Below are 13,910 nucleotides of genomic sequence, written 5' to 3'. Positions count from 1 at the left end.
CGTGCCGTGTATGCCGCTCCGGACATATGCACGTCCGGAGCACCTTCGGCGCGAGCCTATCCGCGGCGGCGGTGCGGCGATAACCGTGTCCGCACGGATCATCGGGACGGGGCACGCCACGAGCGCGCGGTTCACCCACCGGCAACCCCGACGCCATACGCTGTGCTCATGAGCACTCCCCCGAGCGCGAACGGCAACGACGCCGACCGCGGCACCCAGCCTCCGTCAGCGCCAGGCACCCCGACGCCGGCCGGGCCCCCGCCCGCGAACACCGATGCCCTGGTCACCTCCGCGTCTCCGCTGTTCGTCGACAGCTCGGCCGAGCGCCGCATCCCTCGTCGTCAGGTGGTGTCGTGGGCGCTCTGGGACTGGGGAGGGGCCGCGTTCAACGCCGTCATCACGACCTTCGTGTTCACCGTCTACCTGACGGGCAGCCTGTTCGTCGACCCGGCGCTCGTCGCGGCACGGGATGCGGAGACCGACCTCAGCGGACCGGCCCACGCCGCCGTCACCGCCGCCGAGGCGCCGCTGTCGAGCGGGCTCGGCTGGGGACTCGCCATCGCGGGCATCGTCGTCGCCCTGATCGCCCCGGTGCTCGGCCAGCGCACGGACGGATCGGGCCGCCGCAAGCTGTGGCTCGGCATCAACACGGGCGTGGTGGTGGTGATGACGGCGCTGATGTTCTTCGTCGTCGGCGCGCCTGGCTACTTCCTGTTCGGCGTGATCCTTGTCGCCATCGGCACGATCTTCTACGAGATCGCGACCGTCAACTACAACGCGATGCTCGTGCAGGTGTCGACGCCGAAAACGGTCGGCAGGGTCAGCGGATTCGGCTGGGGCGCCGGATACCTCGGCGGCATCGTCCTGCTCCTCATCGTCTACTTCGGCCTCGTCACCGGCAACGACGACGGCACGGGCGGGATGTTCCACGTCACCGAGGACGCCGGCCTCAACATCCGGATCATCGCCCTGATCGCGGCAGCCTGGACGCTGATCTTCTCCCTCCCTGTGCTGATCGCCGTGCCGGAGATGCCAATCGGCTCCCGGCGACCGCGGGTGGGGTTCTTCCAGTCGTACGGCGTGCTCGTGCGCGACATCGGACGGTTGTGGAAGGAGAGCCGCAACACGGTCCTGTTCCTCATCGCATCAGCCCTGTTCCGTGACGGCCTGGTGGGCGTGTTCACGTTCGGCGGTATCCTCGCGCAGGGCACGTTCGGGTTCAGCAGCGGCGACGTCATCATCTTCGCCATCGCCGCGAACGTCGTCGCCGGTATCAGCACGTTCGTTTCCGGCCGCTTCGACGACCGGTTCGGGGCGAAGCCGGTGATCGTCACCTCCCTGGTCGGCCTGGTGATCGCCGGGCTCGCCGTCTTCTTCGCGCACGACCTCGGCGCGACCGCGTTCTGGATCGGCGGACTCGTGCTCTGCCTGTTCGTCGGGCCTGCGCAGTCGGCGAGCCGCACCTTCCTCGCCAGGGTCACGCCCGCCGGCAGGGAGGGCGAGGTGTTCGGGCTATACGCCACGACCGGACGCGCCGTCTCATTCCTGGCGCCGCTGCTGTTCGCGACGTTCGTCGCGGTCGGCGGCGCCCAGTACTGGGGCATCCTCGGCATCGTCCTCGTGCTCGCCGCGGGCCTCGCGCTGCTCATCCCGGTGCGCGCCACGCGCTGACCGCCCGGCGCCCTGCCCGGCCCCCTTCGCGCCATCATCGAGCCCGGAGTTGTTCACACCCGGGGTCGGCGTGTCGCCTGAAGAAGTTCAGACTCGACGATCGGGGAGCTGGGCGAGGGCGGGGATGACGCGGTCGCGGAGGAGCGGGGCGAGGTCGCCGAGCGGGTCGGCCTGGCTCGACCAGCGCAGCTCTGCGATCTCGGCGGCCGCAACGGGGATGCCCGTGAGGTCGGCCGTGAACACCGTCGCGTCGAGGATGTGGCCCGGCTCGTTCGCCGCGTCGGCCTCCCAAGCGCCGAGCAGCCGCAGCTCACTATGGGCGAGGACGATGCCGACCTCCTCCCGCACCTCGCGCACGGCGGCCTCCGCCGCTGACTCGCCCGGTTCCGGCTTGCCACCCGGCAGCATGAACCGCGACGTGCCCTTCTTGCGGACAGTGAGGACGTCGCCGTCCCCCCGGACGAACGCGACCGCGGAGACGGTGATGACGGGGTGAGACATGGAACGAGCGTAGCGAGCCGCCCAGCCACGCGCGTCACCCGGAGCGCAGCCTGTCGAGCTTGGCGACGATGGCCGTCCGTTCCGATGGGGACGGGCTGAGGGCGAGCGCCTCCTCGAGGGCCGCGGCCGCCGCATCCCGTCGCCCCAGGCGGGCGAGCAGCTCGCCACGCGTCGCAGGGAGCAGGGAGGAGCCGGCGAGCTCCCCCCGTTCGATCATCGCGTCCACGAGCGCGACACCGGCGGCCGGGCCGTCCGCCATGGCGACGGCGACCGCGCGATTCAGCTCGACCACCGGAGACGGCGCGAGCTGAGCGAGCGCGTCGTAGAGGAGGACGATGCGATTCCAGTCCGTCTCCGCCACCGACGACGCCACAGCGTGACACTCGGCGATCGAGGCCTGCAGGCCGTATGCGCCGAGCCCTCTGCCTGCCGACGCCGCGTGCGCGAGCGCGGCCCGTCCCCGCCGGATGGCTGCCGTGTCCCAGAGCCGTCTGTCCTGGTCCTCCAGCAATACAGGCTCGCCGTCCGCATCCATTCTGGCGGGGAAGCGCGCCGCCGTCAGCTCCATCAGCGCCAGCAGCCCGAACGCCTCCGGCTCCGGCGCCAGACGCACGAGCACCCTGGCGAGGCGGAGGGCCTCGTCGGCGAGGTCGGTGCGCATCCAGGTGTCGCCCGTGGAGGCGAACGACCCTTCCGAGAAGATCAGGTAGACCACCTGCAGCACCGATCCCAGGCGTTCGCCTCGCTCGGCGGGCTCCGGCACCGCGAACGGGACCCTCGCGGCCGAAAGCGTCTTCTTGGCGCGGGTGATCCTGGCCTGGATGGTCGGCACCGGCACCAGGAACGCCCGCGCGATCTCGTCGCTGGTGAGACCGCCGACCACGCGCAGCGTGAGCGCGATGCGCGCCTCCCTGGACAGGACGGGGTGGCAGCTCACGAACATCAGGGCGAGCACGTCGTCGTCGATGGCCCCTGGGTCGAACAGGGCATCGACGCCGGGTTGCGTCTCCTCCAGGTCGCGCGCGAGCAGCGCATACCGGTCGTCGCGCGCCGCCCTCCTGCGGAACGAGTCGATCGCGCGGCGGCGGCCGACGGTGAGCAGCCAGCCGGTGGGTTGAGCAGGCACGCCGTCGACCGCCCAGGAGACGAGCGCCTCGGCGAGCGCCTCCTGGGCCAGGTCTTCAGCGAGCGCGAAGTCGCCGGCGTAGCGGGCGAGGGCGCCGACGATCCTCGCCGACTCCATCCGCCACACGGCCTCGACGGCCGCGCGCGCTGCTGTGCTGGTGGTCACAGGGTGCCGGGGTGCCTCAGAGCTGGCCGGTCTGCTCGCGCCAGGCGCGTTCCTTCTGGATCCATACGTTGTCCTGCGGGAACTCGTCGATCGTCGGCACCCGGCGGATCTCGCAGATGCTGCCGGACATCATCGGTGCGCGCTTGGCCCACTCGACGGCCTCCTGCGCCGACGCGACGTCGAGGATGTAGTAGCCGTTGAACAGTTCGCGGGTCTCCCCATACGGGCCGTCGGTGACCACGGGAGTCTCACCCGTGAAGTCGACGACGACACCCTCACTCGGGTCGGCGAGCCCCTCGGCTGCGAGCAGGACGCCCGCCCGGATGAGTTCGTCGTTGAACTGCCCCATTGCGTTGAGGATCTCTTCGAAATCGACGTTCGCGAAGGCAGCCATCGACGCCTCGGTCGGTCGCAGGATGAGCATGTACTTGGGCATTGTCTTCTCCTTGGTTCGAGGTCCTTTCGACCTTTTCATCCAGAGGTCGAACGGCGCGACCCCCGATCGACAGGATGTGGAAAGTTTCTTCGGGAGGCCGTGGTGTGGAGGGATGCTCGCCTGCTGGCGATGCGATACGTGCTCAGTCGCGCGGCCACGCCCGCACGAATCGTGCGAACAAGTCGGCGAAGGTCCGCGCTTCCTCCGGCGTGAATGCCTCGAGTGCCTGCTCGACCGCCGAACGCCGGTGGTTGCGCACCTCGGAGATCTGCTTGCGCCCCGCTGCCGTCAACTGGATGAGGGTGCGTCGTGCATCGGCCGGATCGGTCACCCTGCTCACGAGGCCGCGGTCGACAGCCTCCTGAACGAGCCTGCTCGCGCGCGGCTGGTCGACGCCGATCGCCGGTGCCAGGGTGCTGATGGAGTACGTCGCGCCCTCGCGTTCCGCCGCTTCGAGCACGTCGAGCATCCGGAAGCGCGCGGCGCGGCCGAGGGAGCCGTCCGGGCGGCCTCGACGGCCGGGGGCCTGGCGGCCTGAGTCGCCGAAGCCGGGGAAGCCGCCGGGGACGTAGCCCGCGCCGGGAACGGAGCCATCGCCGGGGGCGGAGCCTGGCGCGCCGCCGGGGAACCGGCCGCGGGAGGCGTCCTCCGCCTCGCCGTCCTGCGCATCGAAGCCGTGGCGACCGCCGTGACCCGCCCAGCCCTGGCCACCGCGATGGCCGTGGCCGACGCCCTCCTGCCACGGAGGACGGCCAGGCATTCCGTGCGACGGCGGCCCTCCGTGCATCCTGCGGCGCGACTGATCGTGACGGACGGCCATCAGGGACTGCTCGACGAGCGCCACGATGTCCGCATCCTGCGAATCGGATTCGGGGACTTGACCATTCATTTCCATGTATGTAATCATACAACTGCTTGTAACAGTACATGCAATAGGAAAGGGTTCCTGATGAACACCGATACGAATACACACACGACACCCCCCGGCTACTGGTTCGGGGTCATCGAGCACGAGCTCCGCCACCGGATGCGCCACGAGCTCTCCGGCTACGACCTGCGCCGCGGAAGCTGGCGGGTCCTCAACACGATCGCCGACGGCGCGACCAGCGTCGACGACATCGCAGCCACACTTCCGCCCGGTCGCGGCGGACGCGGCCGAGGCGGGTTCGCCCGCGGCCAGTACGGGTTCCGCGGCGGCGAGCGAGGCGGTTCAGGCCGCGGACGCTTCGGACACCCGCGGTTCGCGACCGACGAGGAACGCGCAGCGTTCTGGGAGCAGCGACAGCAGCGGTTCGAGGAGCTGCGTGAGCGGCACGGCTTCGGCCCAGGCGAGCGGCACGGCTTCGGCCCTGGCGAGGGGCGCGGCTTCGGCCCTGGCGAGCACCACCGCCCGGAAGGCTTCGCGCACGCCGACGCAGCCTGCCACGGTCACCGGCGCCACCACGACGACGAGCACACGCGCGACACCCACAGCCAGCACGACCACCACGGCCATCACGGCCACGAGCACCCGCACGGCGCCGCCCGTCGCCCATCGCGCGCATCCCGCGTCGAGGCGACCATCGCCGACTTCGTGGAGCGAGGCTGGGTCACCCTGTCGGGCGACCGCAACGAGGTGGTCGAGCTGACCGACGCCGGACGTGCGGCGCACGAGTCGGCCCGTGATCGCATCCAGGGCCTTCGCACCTCGATGACCTCCGGGATCAGCGAGGCGGACTACGCGACCACCATCTCCACCCTCGAGGCGATGGCGCGCAACCTCGGCTGGCACGAGAAGTCCGCACCGGAGGACGCCCCAGCGGCAGCAGCACCGGCACCGGCACCGGCACCGGCACCGGCCGACGACACCTCCGCGCCGGACGGCAGCTCTCCATCGCAGGAGAAGTGACAGCTGTGCGCCCGTCCGATCGGGCGCAGCCACCGTCGTGGTCCCACTCGCCGCGCTCCCGCCGTCTCTACCGCTGTTCCAGGTGCTCCTTCAGCACCCGGAGGGTCCGTCGGTTCTCCGACGCTATGGCGGAAGCGGCGAGGGGGCCAACCGCGCGGATGAGGCCGCTCGCCACCATGGCGCCGGTGCGGACCACCCGCGTGCCGCCCTCGATCGGCGTCAGTTCGTAGCGAATCGTGATCGACAGAGCACTGCCGCCTGATCGCTTCGGGGCCGCCTTCTGCTGGAAGACGAGGAGCCGGACCGGTTCGTACTCGAGGACGGTGCCGTGCGCCGTGCCGATCAGGCTGGCGTCGGTGTACGCGGTCCCCTTCCCGACAGCGGCGCCGGACGCGCTCGTCCTGGTGCGCGGCAGCCAGCCGGGATAGCCGTCCAGGTCGGCGAGAGCTGCGAAGACGCGGTCGGGGCTCGCGGCGATGTCGATGGTCACGATCGTCTCTTTCGGCTTCGGCACGCTTCGAATATAGGGGAGTTCCCTACCCGTCCTGAATGGCAGGGCGCGATGGCACTCCGGTCCCGCCGATCAGCGAGAATGGACCCATGACCGCATCCCGCGAAGAGGTCGTCCTGCTCGCCGACGACGGCACCCCGATCGGCGTCGCAGACAAGGCGACCGTCCACACCACGGACACGCCGCTGCACCTGGCGTTCTCGTGCCACCTGTTCGACGGCGACGGTCGCATCCTGGTCACCCGCCGCGCGCTGGGCAAGCTGACCTGGCCCGGCGTGTGGACGAACTCGTTCTGCGGGCACCCCGCCCCCGGCGAGGGGTTCGAGGATGCCATCCGACGCAGGGCGGGTGAGGAGCTGGGCGTCGCCATCGAGAACGTCGCGGTCGTGCTCCCCGATTTCCGCTACCGGGCAGTGGATGCGGGCGGCATCGTCGAGTACGAGGTCTGCCCCGTGTACACGGCCACGATCAGCGGCGAGCTCGCCCCGGAGCCGAGCGAAGTGGCCGAGTGGCACTGGGTGGACCCCCGCACGCTGCTCGGCGCGGTGGAGGCGACACCCTGGGCGTTCAGCCCGTGGCTCACGCTGCAGCTGCCCGCTCTGTATGCGGACGCCAGCATCGAGGCGTCGGATCAGCTCTGAGCATCCCGGCCGTCGCTGAAGAGTGAAACGCCCTCACTATTTCCACCTGTGTAATTGACTGTGGATAACTACCGCGCCCGTATGCCGGCCCCGGCATCGGTCAGTCGGAGTTCTTCGTCCGCGCGCTGACCGTGTCGAGGAAGTCGACCGTCGACAGGAGCGCCGACCTCGCCTTCGCGAAGTTCAGGTGGAACTGGTACTCGTGCGGGAGGGCCGGCGACTCGTCCTCCGGATAGAAGACGCTCGTCACCTCCACTCCCAGCCCGGCGAGTTTCTTCGCCAGCGGCTTCGATTGGCTGTTCGTGAGCGGGTCGCCGTTGCCTCCGGAGATCCAGGTGGTCGGGAAGTCGGCCGTGACGTATTCGATGGTGGACATGTCCCTGCCTCCTGCGGTGTCCGACCAGTCTTTCTCGCCCAGGTACGACCAGAGCGCCACCCGGAAACCCCAGCCTCCGATGCCCGGAGCGTTCGGGATGCCGCGCACGTCGTAGATGCCGCAGTTGAGGATGACCGCCCTGAGCTGGTCTGCCGTGAGTTTCGGGGCGATGCCGACGCGCTCGGCGTACGCCGGGTTGGTCACCATGGTGGCGAGCTGGGACGCGTACTGCGAGCCGGCGGAGTCACCGGCAAGCACGATGCTCTCCGGGTCGATGCCGTATTCGGCCGCGTGCTCGACGAGGAATCCGAGGGCGTCGTTGAGCTGGGTCAGCGCGGTCGGGTACGTGGTCTCCGGCGAGATCGTGTAGTTGAGGCCGACCGCCGCGTAGCCGTGCGATGCGAGCAGCTGCAGGTATGGGTCGACGTTGGACTTGTCGCCGGAGATCCACGCCCCGCCGTGGATCCACACCACCGTGGTGAGCGGGGTGGATTCGCCTGCCGGTGTGAACACATCGAGGGTGGTGTCCGAGCCGGCGTCGCCGTAGGAGATGTCGCGGCGCGCATCCACCCCGTTGCGCGGCACGTACGGTTCCATCTCGGCGACGGTCTGCGCCGCACCGCGCTCGAACAGCGCCCGGATCAGGAGGGCGGACGGCCACGGGTTGACGAACGCGACAACGGCGAGGGTGGCGAGCGCGAGGCCGAGCGCGGTGAACAGGACGGACGGGACGCTGTCGTACCAGCGTTTGCGCGATCGCTTCCCCACTGCTGTCAGCCGTTGCGGGTGGCGTCGATGTGCTGTTCGAGCCACCAGGTCTTTCCTTCGTCGTCGGACACCCAGCCGTCCCACGAGAAGGAGTCGTCGGTGATGCTGCTGAAGTTCCAGCGGATCGGGCGGCCATCGGTCTGCGTGCCGTCCTGCCGGATACCGTCGCGGTGGTGGGCGCTCGCGACCAGCGTGCAGAAGTCACCGGCGACCGCGCCGAACCAGCTCACCCGCCAGAGCCCGAGGACGGGGTCGTAGACGCGGATGGTGGTGCCCTTCGCCTCCGTCATGGTCGGGTCGGACGCGCTCGGGGCGACCAGCACATCCTGAACTGCTCGACCTCCCAGCGTGTACGCGAACAACCAGTCGGTGGTGAACTCCGCCCACGCGCCCGACTCCTCGTCGAGGAACCGGCACTCCGCCCGCCAGCTGCCGACCAGCTGACCGAACAACTGCATCCGTTGTGGCCGGACGGGCGTCGGACCCGACGCCACGAGTGCCCGCGCGAACGCTGCGTCTGTCGACTCGCTCATGGTTCTGCCCTCCAGGACGAATGGGACGGACGGACGGGATCAGCCTGCGGTGCGACCCGCCTCTGTCGTCGACACGTCTGTGCGGTGGAAGTTGAGGTACGACCGCGACGCCGTCGGGCCGCGCTGGCCCTGGTAGCGCGAGCTGTACTCGCTCGACCCGTACGGCCGCTCGGCCGGCGAGGTGAGCCGGAAGAAGCACATCTGGCCGATCTTCATGCCGGGCCAGAGCTTGATCGGCAGGGTGGCGACGTTGCTGAGCTCCAGCGTGACGTGACCGGAGAAGCCGGGGTCGATGAACCCGGCGGTGGAGTGCGTCAGCAGGCCGAGACGCCCGAGCGAGCTCTTGCCTTCTAGCCGCGCCGCGACGTCATCCGGCAAAGAGACCAGCTCGAAGGTGGAGCCGAGCACGAACTCGCCAGGGTGCAGGATGAACGGCTGGTCCGCATCCACTTCGACCAGCCTGGTGAGCTCCGGCTGATCCTCTGCAGGGTCGATGAACGGGTACTTGTGGTTGTCGAACAGGCGGAAGAACCTATCGAGCCGCACGTCGACGCTCGACGGCTGGACCATGGCCCCGTCGAACGGTTCGAGGGCGATGCGTCCGGAGCCGAGCTCGGCCTTGATGTCGCGGTCTGAGAGAAGCACGGGATCAGCCTATCGGCGGAGACGACGATCGAGCAGGATCGGAGAAGCGTTCGCTCCTACGGCCGTCTTAGATTGTGTGCAGACCGGAAAGGGAGGGGCATCATGGCCACCACGACGTTCAGCAAAGAGGAGAAGGCCGCCATCAAGGCCGCCGTCGCCGAGAAGAAGGCAGCACAGGAGGGCGCAGACGCCGCGGCAGCGTGCGACGCGGCCATCGCCGCCATGACGGGCACCGACAAGGACCTCGCCGAGGCGTTCCACGCGCTCGTCGCCGAGAACACGTCGCTCGCCGCGAAAACCTGGTACGGGATGCCCGCATACGCCGACGCGGACGGCAAGATCGTCGTGGCGTTCAAGCCGGGCGCCAAGTTCAAAATCCGCTACGCCACCCTGGAGTTCCAGCAGGCGGCGAAACTCGACGACGGCACGCTGTGGCCCGTCGGCTACGCGATCACCGGAATGGGCGACGCGGAGAGGACGCGGATCGCCGAGCTCCTGCGGACCGCCGCCGCGCGCTGAGGCCGGGTCGGGGGTCGGGTGTCGGTGGTGGTTGTCGACCCATCCGTCGGGGAACCGTTAGCGTCCCCTCCGTCGCCGTAAGGACATCGCAAGGATCGGCCATGGCATGCAGGAACCGGCGCACGCTGAAAGCGTGAACGAGGTCCTGAGACGAATCGCCGAAGGCCGCGCCCTCTGGGGCACGATCGACGTGTCCCCGCTGAGCAGGGGCATCTGGCAGCGCGTGCGACTGACCGTGTACCCGCCAGGCATCAGCCGCGGGGAGCGACGCCTGCTGCATGCCTTCCACGCGTGGCCGATCGTCGGCGCCGTCGGTTGCCTGTTCGCGCTCATCCCGCTCAGCGACGCGGGTCCTGTCCTGGCGCTGGCGACGGCCCTGGCGGTGTACCTCGCCGGGTTCCTCGTGCTGGCCGCGCTCAGCCACGACCTGCGCGTCCGCTGCCACGTCGTCACCGCCGCCTCCGAGTACGTCGGAGGAAGCCTCCGCGAGTTCGGCGACGTCCAGCTCCTGCTCACCGCCGGCCGCCGGCTCGTCGACCTGGAGACGCAGCGCCGCGCCGGGCGCATCGACCCCGTCGCATACGAGGCCGAGTGGGCGGCGGTGTACGACACGCTTCCGGCGTCCGCCGAGCGGGCCGCGGTTTGGCCAAAAACCACAGACCGGGTACGCTGAGGATCCAACTCGGATTCCAGATATTCACTGGGAACCTGGGTCGTGCGAGTGTAGTTCAATGGTAGAACTTCAGCTTCCCAAGCTGATAGCGCGGGTTCGATTCCCGTCACTCGCTCTCTTACCGGTCTCACGCCCGAACGGCACTCAGCCGCTATCCGCCCCGCACGCTCGCCCGCTAGCGTGAGCGCATGCGGCAACGAATCCGGATGCAGTCGACCGACCCACGCACCCGTCGGCGTGCGCGCCCGGAGGTGGCGATCCCGTGACACCGCTGATACTGGCCTCGTGCGCGACGGCGCCGCCTGAGGGTCAGCCCTGCAACGACACCGTGGCGTTGGGGCCGATTCCCGACTGGGTCTGGCTCGGCGTCCTCGGTGTCATCGCAGCAGTGACCGTCGTCGCCCTGTTGGTCTCGTGGTCGCGACGACGCTCACGCCGCGAGCCGCGCGGATGACCGACCACCTCAGTCGCCCGCGACCCTCCCGTAGATGGCCTCCACGTCGGCCAGCTCGAGGTCGGCAGTCGCCTGGATGAGTTTCAGCAGCTCCGGGTCGAGGCCCGGCGCGAATTCCTCGAAGCGCTCCGTCGCGATGACCGACGGGACTCCCTCCGGCGCCTGCTCCGAGGCGTCGAGGTTCGTGCCGTCCTTCGACGGCGAGAGTCCCCGGAAGATCTTGCCGGCTTCGGACTGACCGGCGAGGTCGAACGTGTACTGCTTGCTCTGCAGGCCGAGGTCGGTCAGCTTCTTCACCTCGGGGAAGCGCTCGGCGTTGGTCTTCGGGATCGGCAGCAGTTTGTTCCAGTCGACGCCGAGCGTCTCGAGGGCCTTCGCGTAGCCGTTCTCGTGGGCCTGATCGCGCACGATGAGGTAGGCGATCGTCGAGCGCGCCGTATTGTTCTCCGTCATCTCGTAGATCCGGCACTTCTGCAGGCGTCCGGTCGACTCCAGCATCAAGTTGTAGAGCAGATCCAGCACGAGGTTGCCGGAGTTGTAGACGTAGCTGCCCGACCATGGGTTGCCGACGGCGTCGACGGGGAGAGCACCCTGAGCGCCGACCAGGTAGTGGTGGATGTTCCCCTCTGCGAGGGCGATGTTCAGCGGGATCGCACCGCCGGCGCCAGGCTTGTCGAGCGGGTCGCTCTTCTTGCCCTGATACTGCGGCGACCCGTCGAGGAGTCGCGCGATCGTCGTTCCGATCAGCTCGACATGGCTGATCTCCTCCGTGCCGATGCCCTGGATGAGGTCGCGATACGGCTTGGCCGCCGGGCCGCGGAAGTTCATCGCCTGGAACAGATACTGCATCATCGTGCGCATCTCGCCGAACTGACCGCCGAGCCCCTCCTGCAGCGCGTTCGCGGCGGCCGGATCCGGCTCGTCCTGCTCGATGTCGTTGATCAGGCTCTGCACGTGAAAGAACATGGATACCTCCCCAGTAGCGAGGCCCGGAATCGGTCGCCTCCCCGTCGACGGTCCTCAGCAATCCCGCCACCACCACCCCATTGACCGACGACGCAGGGGGTGTCAATCAGAGAGGGGATGCGCACCCGTCGCCGCCTGCACGATGCGGGCGGTCAGGCAACCCGGTAGAGCACGCTCGGCGGTCGGCGTACACAAGCAGCCATGAGAGCTCTGACCTGGCAAGCCAACAAACGTGTCGACGTCGTGGATGCACCTGACCCGCGCATCGAGAAACCGACCGACGTCGTCATCCGGGTCACCTCGACCGCCATCTGCGGCTCCGATCTGCACCTCTACGACGTGCTCGGGCCGTTCCTCTCCCAGGGCGACATCCTCGGGCACGAGCCGATGGGCATCGTCGAGGAGGTCGGCGCGGAGGTCCGCTCCCTCAGCGTCGGCGACCGGGTCGTCATCCCGTTCGTGATCGCCTGCGGCGACTGTTTCATGTGCAAACGCGGTCTGACGACGCAGTGCGAGACCACCCAGAACCACCAGCACGGCACCGGCGCCAGCCTCTACGGATACACCGAGCTCTACGGGTCCGTTCCGGGAGGCCAGGCCGAACGCCTGCGCGTGCCGCTCGCCGACTTCAATGCCCTCCGCGTCGGCACGGAGCTGCCGGACGACCGCTACCTGTTCCTCAGCGACATCCTGCCCACAGCGTGGCAGGGCGTCGAATACGCGAACGTGCCGGAGGGAGGCACCCTCGCCGTCATCGGGCTCGGCCCTGTCGGCCAGTTCGCCAGCCGTATCGGCGTTCAACGGGGCTTCACGGTGATCGCCGTCGACCCGGTTCCCGAGCGCCGGGCGATGGCGGAACGCCACGGCGTCGACACGTTCGACCTGAGCGACGACGCCGCCACCTGGCTGCGAGAAGCAACGGACGGGCGCGGGCCGGACTCCGTCATCGACGCCGTGGGGATGGAAGCGCACGGCAACACGGCCGCCGCCGTCGCCCAATCCGCCGTCGGACTGCTCCCCGACACCGTCGCCAAGAAGCTGATGACGACGGTCGGCCTCGATCGTCTCTCGGCGATGATGCTGGCCTTCGACGCCGTCCGTCGCGGCGGGACGGTCTCGCTGAGCGGCGTCTACGCCGGCGTCGCCGACCCCGTACCGTTCATGAACCTGTTCGACAAGCAGCTCACCCTGCGGATGGGCCAGGCCAATGTGCACACCTGGCGGGATGCGATCCTCCCGCTGGTCGAGGACCCCGCCGACCCGCTCGGCACGGAAGACCTCGTGACGCACCGCGTCGGGCTCGAGGAGGCGCCCCGCATGTACGACCTGTTCAGGGACAAGCAGGACGGGTGCATCAAGGTCGTCCTCACTCCCTGAGCGAGCCGAAGCATGGGCGGGGGTCGCCGGTCGGCCGCACCGGCGACCCCGCACTCTCTCGGGAAAGCATCCGCGTCGCCCGCCCCATGCGGTTCGACATGCACCTCCGAGAGGGCCCGGACAGCCGTCAGGCCGCGACGGCCTGCTGCTGCTTCTCGTTCGCGGACGCGACCGCGATCTTGCGCGGCTTCGCCCGCTCGGCGATTGGAATCACCACGCTGAGCACTCCGTTGTCGTAGCTCGCGCTGATTCCGTCAGGATCCACGTCGTCGCCGATCGAGAACTGCCGCAGGTAGGAGCCGAACGGACGCTCCTGCGCCAACCAGCGACCGTTGTCCCTGTTGCCCATCGAACGCTGCGCGCGGATGGTCAGCAGGTGACCGTCCACATCCACATCGACGGAGCCGGGGTCGACGCCGGGAAGGTCGGCGTTCAGCACGTACTGATGCCCCTCGCGGTACAGGTCGACCGGCATGATCCGCGGCTGTCTGCTCGTGTCGAAGATGCTCTGTGCGATCCGATCCAGCTGGCTGAAAGGATCAAATGACATCGACATAATGAGATTCTCCTTTCCGTTGTGGCGTCGCGACGGAATCGGAACGGCTCGCACCGCTCCGCGTCCGCCGCTGCAAGTTATCTGAATCACTTGCTACATATTTT

At 68.9% G+C, this 13,910-nt stretch carries 16 protein-coding genes and 1 tRNA gene; 7 read left to right on the top strand and 10 right to left on the bottom strand.

Annotation, left to right across the window (positions count from 1 at the left end; all coding sequences use genetic code 11):
- Positions 1-168 precede the first annotated feature (168 nt).
- Positions 169-1,671 carry an MFS transporter gene (locus ASE16_RS17375; RefSeq protein WP_082581599.1) on the top strand — a complete coding sequence of 501 codons (1,503 nt, stop codon included), beginning with the start codon at positions 169-171 and terminating at the stop codon, positions 1,669-1,671.
- A gap of 87 nt (positions 1,672-1,758) precedes the next feature.
- Here ASE16_RS17375 and ASE16_RS17370 read toward each other — a convergent pair whose 3' ends face one another.
- The 4 genes from ASE16_RS17370 to ASE16_RS17355 form a co-directional block, all read right to left on the bottom strand.
- Complete coding sequence (locus tag ASE16_RS17370) at positions 1,759-2,172, bottom strand: NUDIX hydrolase (protein ID WP_055898013.1); 414 nt, start codon at positions 2,170-2,172, stop codon at positions 1,759-1,761.
- Between the two features lie 34 nt (positions 2,173-2,206).
- Entirely contained in the window at positions 2,207-3,415 is a 1,209-nt protein-coding gene (locus ASE16_RS17365) for an RNA polymerase sigma factor (protein ID WP_055898986.1), read from the bottom strand.
- 64 nt (positions 3,416-3,479) lie between these two features.
- On the bottom strand, positions 3,480-3,899 hold the full coding sequence (locus ASE16_RS17360) for a YciI family protein (protein WP_055898010.1): 420 nt from the start codon (positions 3,897-3,899) through the stop codon (positions 3,480-3,482).
- Between the two features lie 142 nt (positions 3,900-4,041).
- The gene (locus tag ASE16_RS17355; RefSeq protein WP_055898007.1) at positions 4,042-4,788 is read right to left on the bottom strand and encodes a MarR family winged helix-turn-helix transcriptional regulator; all 747 of its coding nucleotides are present in this window, start codon (positions 4,786-4,788) and stop codon (positions 4,042-4,044) included.
- 60 nt (positions 4,789-4,848) lie between these two features.
- On the opposite strand from ASE16_RS17355, the gene ASE16_RS17350 reads away from it, so the two are divergent.
- On the top strand, positions 4,849-5,787 hold the full coding sequence (locus ASE16_RS17350; RefSeq protein WP_055898004.1) for a hypothetical protein: 939 nt from the start codon (positions 4,849-4,851) through the stop codon (positions 5,785-5,787).
- Between the two features lie 67 nt (positions 5,788-5,854).
- On the opposite strand, the gene ASE16_RS17345 is transcribed toward ASE16_RS17350, so the two are convergent.
- Positions 5,855-6,301 carry an SRPBCC family protein gene (locus tag ASE16_RS17345; RefSeq protein WP_055898001.1) on the bottom strand — a complete coding sequence of 149 codons (447 nt, stop codon included), beginning with the start codon at positions 6,299-6,301 and terminating at the stop codon, positions 5,855-5,857.
- Between the two features lie 86 nt (positions 6,302-6,387).
- Here ASE16_RS17345 and idi point away from each other — a divergent pair, with 86 nt between their 5' ends.
- Positions 6,388-6,939 carry an isopentenyl-diphosphate Delta-isomerase gene (gene idi, locus ASE16_RS17340; protein WP_055897999.1) on the top strand — a complete coding sequence of 184 codons (552 nt, stop codon included), beginning with the start codon at positions 6,388-6,390 and terminating at the stop codon, positions 6,937-6,939.
- A gap of 100 nt (positions 6,940-7,039) precedes the next feature.
- On the opposite strand, the gene ASE16_RS17335 is transcribed toward idi, so the two are convergent.
- Genes ASE16_RS17335 through dcd form a run of 3 tightly spaced genes read right to left on the bottom strand, consistent with a single transcriptional unit; the run spans position 7,040 to position 9,261 of the window.
- The gene (locus tag ASE16_RS17335) at positions 7,040-8,083 is read right to left on the bottom strand and encodes an alpha/beta hydrolase (RefSeq protein ID WP_082581552.1); all 1,044 of its coding nucleotides are present in this window, start codon (positions 8,081-8,083) and stop codon (positions 7,040-7,042) included.
- A gap of 5 nt (positions 8,084-8,088) precedes the next feature.
- Positions 8,089-8,616: a hypothetical protein gene (locus ASE16_RS17330; protein WP_055897995.1), complete on the bottom strand. Its 528-nt coding sequence runs from the start codon at positions 8,614-8,616 to the stop codon at positions 8,089-8,091.
- Between the two features lie 39 nt (positions 8,617-8,655).
- The gene (gene dcd / locus ASE16_RS17325; protein WP_055897992.1) at positions 8,656-9,261 is read right to left on the bottom strand and encodes a dCTP deaminase; all 606 of its coding nucleotides are present in this window, start codon (positions 9,259-9,261) and stop codon (positions 8,656-8,658) included.
- 102 nt (positions 9,262-9,363) lie between these two features.
- Here dcd and ASE16_RS17320 point away from each other — a divergent pair, with 102 nt between their 5' ends.
- From ASE16_RS17320 to ASE16_RS17310, 3 genes are all read left to right on the top strand, one after another.
- Positions 9,364-9,780, top strand: a complete 417-nt coding sequence (locus ASE16_RS17320; protein ID WP_055897988.1) for a hypothetical protein — start codon at positions 9,364-9,366, stop codon at positions 9,778-9,780.
- A gap of 133 nt (positions 9,781-9,913) precedes the next feature.
- Positions 9,914-10,453 carry a DUF6611 family protein gene (locus ASE16_RS17315; RefSeq protein WP_055898980.1) on the top strand — a complete coding sequence of 180 codons (540 nt, stop codon included), beginning with the start codon at positions 9,914-9,916 and terminating at the stop codon, positions 10,451-10,453.
- 44 nt (positions 10,454-10,497) lie between these two features.
- Positions 10,498-10,568, top strand: a tRNA-Gly gene (locus ASE16_RS17310).
- Positions 10,569-10,916: 348 nt separating this feature from the next.
- Here the strand turns inward: ASE16_RS17310 and ASE16_RS17305 are convergent.
- Positions 10,917-11,873 (bottom strand): manganese catalase family protein, encoded by a 957-nt coding sequence (locus ASE16_RS17305; RefSeq protein WP_055897986.1) that lies wholly within the window; start codon positions 11,871-11,873, stop codon positions 10,917-10,919.
- 201 nt (positions 11,874-12,074) lie between these two features.
- On the opposite strand from ASE16_RS17305, the gene ASE16_RS17300 reads away from it, so the two are divergent.
- The gene (locus tag ASE16_RS17300; protein ID WP_055897984.1) at positions 12,075-13,250 is read left to right on the top strand and encodes an alcohol dehydrogenase catalytic domain-containing protein; all 1,176 of its coding nucleotides are present in this window, start codon (positions 12,075-12,077) and stop codon (positions 13,248-13,250) included.
- 127 nt (positions 13,251-13,377) lie between these two features.
- Here the strand turns inward: ASE16_RS17300 and ASE16_RS17295 are convergent, their stop codons facing one another.
- Positions 13,378-13,806 carry an Hsp20/alpha crystallin family protein gene (locus ASE16_RS17295; RefSeq protein WP_055897982.1) on the bottom strand — a complete coding sequence of 143 codons (429 nt, stop codon included), beginning with the start codon at positions 13,804-13,806 and terminating at the stop codon, positions 13,378-13,380.
- Positions 13,807-13,910: the final 104 nt, after the last annotated feature.

The sequence above is a fragment of the Leifsonia sp. Root227 genome (assembly GCF_001428745.1).
GTDB lineage: Bacteria > Actinomycetota > Actinomycetes > Actinomycetales > Microbacteriaceae > Leifsonia.
The sequence above is the reverse complement of the archived record's forward strand: the minus strand, read 5'-3'. Positions and strand labels throughout refer to the sequence as shown.

Bases quoted from the DNA above. Each gene is read 5' to 3' on its own strand.
- ASE16_RS17375 (WP_082581599.1), top strand. From the start codon at position 169: ATGAGCACTCCCCCGAGCGCGAACGGCAACGACGCCGACCGCGGCACC.
- ASE16_RS17370 (WP_055898013.1), bottom strand. From the start codon at position 2,172: ATGTCTCACCCCGTCATCACCGTCTCCGCGGTCGCGTTCGTCCGGGGG.
- ASE16_RS17365 (WP_055898986.1), bottom strand. From the start codon at position 3,415: ATGGAGTCGGCGAGGATCGTCGGCGCCCTCGCCCGCTACGCCGGCGAC.
- ASE16_RS17360 (WP_055898010.1), bottom strand. From the start codon at position 3,899: ATGCCCAAGTACATGCTCATCCTGCGACCGACCGAGGCGTCGATGGCT.
- ASE16_RS17355 (WP_055898007.1), bottom strand. From the start codon at position 4,788: ATGAATGGTCAAGTCCCCGAATCCGATTCGCAGGATGCGGACATCGTG.
- ASE16_RS17350 (WP_055898004.1), top strand. From the start codon at position 4,849: ATGAACACCGATACGAATACACACACGACACCCCCCGGCTACTGGTTC.
- idi (WP_055897999.1), top strand. From the start codon at position 6,388: ATGACCGCATCCCGCGAAGAGGTCGTCCTGCTCGCCGACGACGGCACC.
- ASE16_RS17330 (WP_055897995.1), bottom strand. From the start codon at position 8,616: ATGAGCGAGTCGACAGACGCAGCGTTCGCGCGGGCACTCGTGGCGTCG.
- ASE16_RS17320 (WP_055897988.1), top strand. From the start codon at position 9,364: ATGGCCACCACGACGTTCAGCAAAGAGGAGAAGGCCGCCATCAAGGCC.
- ASE16_RS17305 (WP_055897986.1), bottom strand. From the start codon at position 11,873: ATGTTCTTTCACGTGCAGAGCCTGATCAACGACATCGAGCAGGACGAG.
- ASE16_RS17300 (WP_055897984.1), top strand. From the start codon at position 12,075: ATGAGAGCTCTGACCTGGCAAGCCAACAAACGTGTCGACGTCGTGGAT.
- ASE16_RS17295 (WP_055897982.1), bottom strand. From the start codon at position 13,806: ATGTCGATGTCATTTGATCCTTTCAGCCAGCTGGATCGGATCGCACAG.